The organism is Oleiphilus sp. HI0061, assembly GCF_001635675.1.
On the sequence record NZ_LWFE01001028.1, the window covers coordinates 1 to 6678 of the forward strand.

The 6678-nt window shown below is 44.0% G+C and carries 5 protein-coding genes; all 5 read left to right on the forward strand.

Features of this window, described 5'->3' with window-relative positions:
• Positions 1–167 precede the first annotated feature (167 nt).
• Positions 168–872, forward strand: coding sequence for a dethiobiotin synthase (gene bioD, locus A3735_RS12930; protein WP_068509783.1), 705 nt, complete (start codon positions 168–170; stop codon positions 870–872).
• Positions 873–1029: 157 nt separating this feature from the next.
• Positions 1030–1272, forward strand: a complete 243-nt coding sequence (locus A3735_RS12935; protein ID WP_068509785.1) for a flagellar basal body rod C-terminal domain-containing protein — start codon at positions 1030–1032, stop codon at positions 1270–1272.
• 61 nt (positions 1273–1333) lie between these two features.
• Positions 1334–2317 carry a putative metalloprotease CJM1_0395 family protein gene (locus A3735_RS12940; RefSeq protein WP_068509787.1) on the forward strand — a complete coding sequence of 328 codons (984 nt, stop codon included), beginning with the start codon at positions 1334–1336 and terminating at the stop codon, positions 2315–2317.
• A 402-nt stretch (positions 2318–2719) separates the two neighbouring features.
• Positions 2720–4513, forward strand: coding sequence for an acyl-CoA dehydrogenase C-terminal domain-containing protein (locus A3735_RS12945; RefSeq protein WP_068509789.1), 1794 nt, complete (start codon positions 2720–2722; stop codon positions 4511–4513).
• A gap of 211 nt (positions 4514–4724) precedes the next feature.
• Positions 4725–6509, forward strand: coding sequence for an acyl-CoA dehydrogenase C-terminal domain-containing protein (locus tag A3735_RS12950; RefSeq protein ID WP_068509790.1), 1785 nt, complete (start codon positions 4725–4727; stop codon positions 6507–6509).
• The last annotated feature ends 169 nt before the right edge of the window (positions 6510–6678 follow it).

A 6678-nucleotide genomic window follows, 5' to 3' on the forward strand; every position in this document is an offset into this window, starting at 1 on the left:
TTTCAGCTTATGAGGCGAAGCGTGTAGAAGGCGGTTATTTGCCCGCAACATATCAGGTTTTGTGGGGGGTATTGGTTAAAACGTAGTTTTAGCGTAGGTCTAGTAACTTAGCCTAGAAAACTGTAGCCAATAGACTGACTCAATATTAAAGAAATATAAGGTAATAGATGATGGCGAATGTATATTTTGTCGCGGGTACCGATACAGAAGTTGGAAAGACTTTTTCCAGCTGTGCTCTGTTGGCTGCTGCAAACTCGAAAGGCTTGAGTTCGATGGCTCTAAAGCCAATCGCTGCAGGTGCTGATGAGTATAAAGATGCTAATGATAAAGTAAGCATGCGAAATGAAGATGCTGTCGCCTTGATGTCACATATGTCGGTCGATCTACCGTACAGTCAAGTTAACCCAGTATTACTCAAAGAAGCAGCTTCGCCACATATTGCTGCTGCGCTTGAAAAGCGAACGCCAAGTGCATCGCGTATTACGGGTATCTGTCGTGGAGCGCTGATGAAGAAACCGGATTTCGCACTTATCGAAGGAGCAGGGGGGTGGCGGGTACCGATTAGCCCAAGAGAAACGATGGCTGACTTGGCACGACAGTTGAACTATAAAGTTATTCTAGTTGTTGGTTTGCGTTTGGGGTGTTTGAATCATGCGATGCTAAGTGCAGAGGCAATCAGAAGAGATGGCTTGGAGATAGCTGGTTGGGTTGCGAATAGTTTGTCGAGAGAAACAATGAGCTATGAAGCTGAAAATATAGCGACTTTAAGCTCGGCTTTAGGTGCACCGCTTATTGCTCACTTACCTTTTAGCGAGAGCGGTAAGCCTGAGGAGCTTTGTAAATATGTGAATCTGGACTGTCTAGATTTGTAAGGCTTTGATCAGGCTGGTTGAAAAACATACAGATATTTGCTTAAATAACATACATAAGGAGAGCAGTGTCTGAATTGCTCGAGTAATTAGTATTAGAGTGTTCGCAGAAAATAGTCACAATATTTGCTGAATTCTTTACTTCGTATAGGTGCTTGTCATGAATGTAAATACTGTTTTACAGACCGGTATTCAAGGCTTACAGCAAGGTCAAGAGGGTATGCAGAAAGCTGCAACAGAGATTGTGAATGCGAGTACTGTAAGTAATAGCGAAGGCTCCAGTTCTAGTGTAATTGAACCAATAGTTGATTTAAAATTATATGAAAGGTCAGTTGAAGCATCGGCGCAAGTAGTCAAAACAGCTGACGAAGTTTTAGGAACCTTGCTTGATACCTTGGCTTAATACGTGAGGGCCTTAAGTTTTATTTAATAGCTGGAAGTTACCTCAATAGAGAGGTTTTGTTATGAATATATCGCCGCAAACAAATCTATCTTCGCCAGTTCATGCTGAGCAGAAGACGGTGACGTCTGAGCAAAACTCAAATAACTCCAGTTCAAAAGACTTGGCTTCGGTCAGTACCACGCCAGCGGTTAAAGTTGGCCTGTCAGTAAGTGAGAATTCCCAAGCTGCTGCCAATGCAGCCCTTCCCCAGTTATACAGCCGAATTTCATTGGCTAAGAATAACCAAGAACAACTTTATGTCGACGATGATCAACGAGCAGCGCCTTTTGAGAACGATGAGGTCGCGAGCAAGCTAATTGCTGATGAAGATGGTCGTACAGTTGGGAGTGATGACTCCGACCTTGAAGATGAGGTGCGAACTCAGAATGGCGACCAGCAGAGTGTTGAGCGAAGTTCAACAGAAAGTGCCGGTGAACGCCGTATAGAAGAGCAACAAGAAGCGATTATTGAGGAACAGATAGCGGAGCTTAGAGCAAGAGATCAGGAAGTGAGAGCACATGAGCAGGCCCATAAAGCGGTGGGCGGTCAATATGCTGGTGCCGCATCATTTACTTATCAGTCTGGCCCTGATGGAAATCGTTATGCTGTGGGAGGGGAGGTTTCAATCGATATATCGCCTATTCCCAATGACCCTCAAGCTACAATTTCAAAAATGAATACGGTCAAAGCTGCAGCGAATGCTCCTGCCGAGCCTTCTGGTCAGGATCGTGCTGTGGCAGCTCAGGCTCAAAGGGTAATAGCTCAGGCTCAAGCTGAATTGGTTGAAAAGAGAGCTCAAGAGTTAGAGCAAACACAGCTACAAGCTCAAGAGTTAGAGCAAACACAGCTACAAGCTCAAGAGAATAAAGATCGCCTTGAGAAAGAGAAAGAGCAGACCGACGCTCGAAAAGATGAACGCAGTGCTCAGGTTTTAAGTGTTCAGGAATTCGAAAGAATTGCTTCACTTGATCAAAAAACTGTTTCTGATATTGACGACCTAATCTAAAACAATAAAAAATTACAAATTCCCTTTTCTATTTCAGTGCAGTTTTTAAAAAAGCTGCTAATCTTCTGTTTTACAACTAATTTTGCCGATATGTCGTGGTTTGGTGGCGGTATTTTCCTGTCCGCTATGCGCTTTTTTTTCATATGAATTATCGGATTTTTTGTAAGGAAATCTTGACATTGGCTTTAAGCAAACGTATGTTTCAAACAGTCGTTTGATATTCAATGCTTGAAAATCGAGTAAATGCTCGAATTGAAGTGACCCACTCAACGACCTGCTATGAACGAATAGCTTAATACGGTGGGTGACCTGATTGACTGTAAGAGTCGACGTTAATAAACGAATTTTATTAGTTTTTAACAAGCGTTAAAACGTAAATAAATATATTTGAGGTTTTTAGCTATGCCAGAATACAAAGCTCCCCTACGAGAAATTAAGTTCATCATGAACGAAGTTTTGAACAGTGAACAGCACTACGCAACCATAGGAGCAGATGATGCTTCTCCAGACATGGTCGAAGCGATCATCGGCGAAGGTGCAAAGTTTTGTGAAGAAGTACTAGCTCCTCTTAACCAAGTAGGTGACCAGGAAGGTTGTACTTGGAGTGAAGATGGTGTTAAAACGCCAACAGGTTTTAAAGAAGCATATAACCAATTTGTAGAAGGCGGCTGGCCTTCAATGAACGCGCCTGTTGAGCACGGTGGACAAGGTCTACCTGAGTCCATCAACATCGCTTTGAGTGAAATGATTGGTACTGCTAACTGGTCTTGGGGTATGTATCCAGGCCTAAGCCACGGTGCACGTGCGACAATTCAAGAGCATGGTACGCCTGAGCAGCAGGAAACTTATCTAACTAAGCTGATCAGCGGTGAGTGGACGGGTACCATGTGTTTAACAGAGCCTCAGTGTGGTTCTGACCTAGGTATTTTGACTACTAAGGCTGAGCCAAATGCTGATGGTAGCTACAACATCACGGGTACGAAGATCTTCATCTCTGCCGGTGAGCACGATATGGTTGATAACATCGTTCACATTGTTCTAGCACGTCTTCCTGGCGCACCAGAAGGTACTAAGGGTATTTCTCTGTTTATCGTACCTAAGTTGTTGCCAGATGCAGACGGTAATCCAGGCGAGAAAAACAACGTTACCTGTGGTTCTATCGAGCACAAAATGGGTATCCATGGTAACGCAACTTGTGTGATGAACTTTGATGCATCAAAAGGTTGGTTGATTGGCCCAGAAAACAAGGGTCTAAACTGCATGTTCACATTCATGAACGTTGCACGTATCGGTACTTCTATTCAAGGTCTTGCTGCTGCTGAAGGTTCTTTCCAGGGTGCGCTAACTTACGCTAAAGAGCGTCTAGCTATGCGTTCTTTGACTGGTAAGAAGAACCCGGAAGGTAAAGCTGACCCAATCATTGTTCACCCAGACGTTCGCCGTATGCTTCTAACTCAGAAGTCTATCGCTGAAGGTTCTCGTGCAATGATCTACTACGCAGCGCAACAGGCTGATTTGGTAGAGCACGGTAGTGATGAAGAGAAGAAAGCAGCTGACGAGATGTTAGGCTTCTTAACGCCTATTCTTAAAGCTTTCTGTACTGAAGCTGGTTACGAGGCTGCTAACCACGGTGTTCAGGTATTCGGTGGTCACGGTTTCATCGCTGAGTGGGGTATGGAGCAGATCGTTCGTGATACGCGTATCGCACTAATTTATGAAGGTACAACTGGTATCCAGGCACTTGACTTGTTAGGCCGTAAAGTTCTAATGACGCAAGGTGCTGCACTTAAGAACTTCACTAAGTTGGTTCACACTTTCTGTAAAGAAAATGCAGATAACGAAGGTTTGGCGCAGTTCATTGAGCCGCTAACCAAGCTAAACAAAGAGTGGGGCGATATTACGATGAAGATTGGTATGAATGCCATGAAGAATCGTGATGAAGTTGGTGCAGCGTCAGTTGATTACCTAATGTACTCAGGCTATGTATGTTTAGCATACTTCTGGGCGAAGATGGTTGATGTTGCTCAGCAGAAGCTAGCAGAAGGTACAACAGAAGAAGCGTTCTACAAGACTAAGCTGCAAACTGCTCAGTTCTACTTTGATCGTATCTTGCCACGTACTTTAGCTCACGCTCAAATGATTGAAGCGGGTGCCGAGTCTATGATGGCTGTTGAAGAAGATAACTTCGCTTTCTAAGCTTGAGTTAATCTGATTCAAAAAAAAGCCCGCATTCGCGGGCTTTTTACGTTAAAATGCGCCGCATGATTTAAATGTGCGGCGTTAGGTTTTCCCGGACATAAGTAAATCACACCCGAATAGCCACAAGCAGCTCGGGGTTTTTATTGAAAAATACCTTGTAAGACAAGGTTGTTACGTGTTGGATCAACAGAGGATAGAGGGTAGTTACATGGCTGAGTATAAGGCTCCGTTAAAAGATATTCGTTTCGTGATGAATGAAGTGTTTGGTGTAGAGCAGCTTTGGGCTTCGCTTGCGGGCACAAAAGACACCATCGATATTGATACTGCTGACGCAGTATTGGAAGAAGCGGGTAAGATCACTGCATCACTAATTGCACCTTTAAGTCGTAATGGTGATGAAGAAGGTTGTAAGTGGACTGACGGTGTTGTAACGACTCCAGCGGGTTATAAAGAAGCTTATAAGACTTTTGTTGAAGGTGGTTGGTCAGGTCTTACGGGTAACCCTGAATACGAAGGAATGGGTATGCCTAAAATGGTAGGTGCTCAGTATGAAGAGATGCTTTATTCTTCTGATATCTCTTTTGGTTTATATGTATGCCTAACTTCTGGTGCAAGTTTGGCAATTGATGCACACGCCACTGAAGAGCTTAAGCAGAAGTATCTACCTAAGATGTATTCTGGCGAGTGGGCTGGTGCGATGGACTTAACTGAGCCGCATGCAGGCACAGATCTAGGTATGATCCGCACTAAAGCTGAAGACAACGGTGACGGTAGCTACGCGATCACAGGTACTAAGATCTTCATTACAGGTGGTGACCAAGATCTTTCTGAAAACGTTATTCATTTGGTCCTCGCTAAGCTTCCTGATGCGCCTGCCGGCCCTAAAGGTATTTCTCTGTTCTTGGTTCCAAGAAACAAGGTTGATGAGAACAACGTTGTTGGCGAGAACAATAATGTAACGGTTGGCTCTATCGAGCATAAAATGGGTATCAAAGCTTCTGCAACCTGTGTCATGAACTTTGACGGCGCTCAAGGCTGGTTGGTTGGTGAGATTAACCAAGGTCTAAACGCAATGTTCACAATGATGAACTACGAGCGTTTGAGTGTTGGTATTCAGGGCTTAGGTGCTGCTGAGCGTTCATACCAGAATGCTGTTGAGTATGCATTGGATCGAATTCAGGGTAGAGCGGCAACAGGCCCGGCTCAACCTGAAAAGGCTGCTGACCCACTAATCGTGCATCCTGATATTCGCCGTATGTTGATGACTATGCGTGCTTACAATGAGGGTGGTCGTGCCTTCTCTAGCTATGTTGCGACTTTCTTGGATACAGCGAAATACTCAGATGACGCTGATGAGAAGAAGCATGCATCAGCAATGGTTGCATTGATGACGCCTATTGCAAAAGCATATTTGACTGATCGTGCTTTAGATTGTTGTATTGCTGGCCAGCAAGTATTTGGTGGTCACGGTTTCATTCGTGAGTGGGGCCAGGAGCAGTTGGTTCGTGATACGCGTATTACGCAAATCTACGAAGGTACTAATGGTATCCAATCTTTGGATTTGATGGGCCGTAAGATTGTCGCCAATGGCGGTAAGTTCTACGAACTATTTGCTTCAGAAGTCGCTTCGTTTATTCAGGTAGAGGCTGATAATGCTGACTTGGCTGAATTCGTTAAGCCACTGTCTGCAGCGCTTGAGCGTTTAAGTGATGTAACAGAATATGTTATCAATAGCGTTAAGGATGATCCAAACGCAATTGGTGCTGCATCGGTTGAATACCTGGAATTGTTTGGCTTAACTGCTTACGCTTACATGTGGGCGAAGATGGTTAAAGCGGCAGCACCAAAAGTAGGCTCAGATGAATTTTATGCGTCTAAGGTCAAGACAGCTAAATTCTTCTATAGCCGTTTGTTGCCTAAGACTGTTTCTCTAGCCGAGCTTGTACGTTCTGGTAGTGAAGATATGATGGCTTTGGCTGCGGATCAGTTCTAAGACTGATTTACTCCAGGCATAAAAAAACCTGCTTTTTGCAGGTTTTTTTATGCCTGATTTTTATAGTAGCTAAGCTACTTGGAAATTATATTTCTATTTCCATTATTAATATCAACAGCGAAAATCGCTTTTTCTTCAGAATCGGTAACGAGAAGTGAGTTAGAGTCTG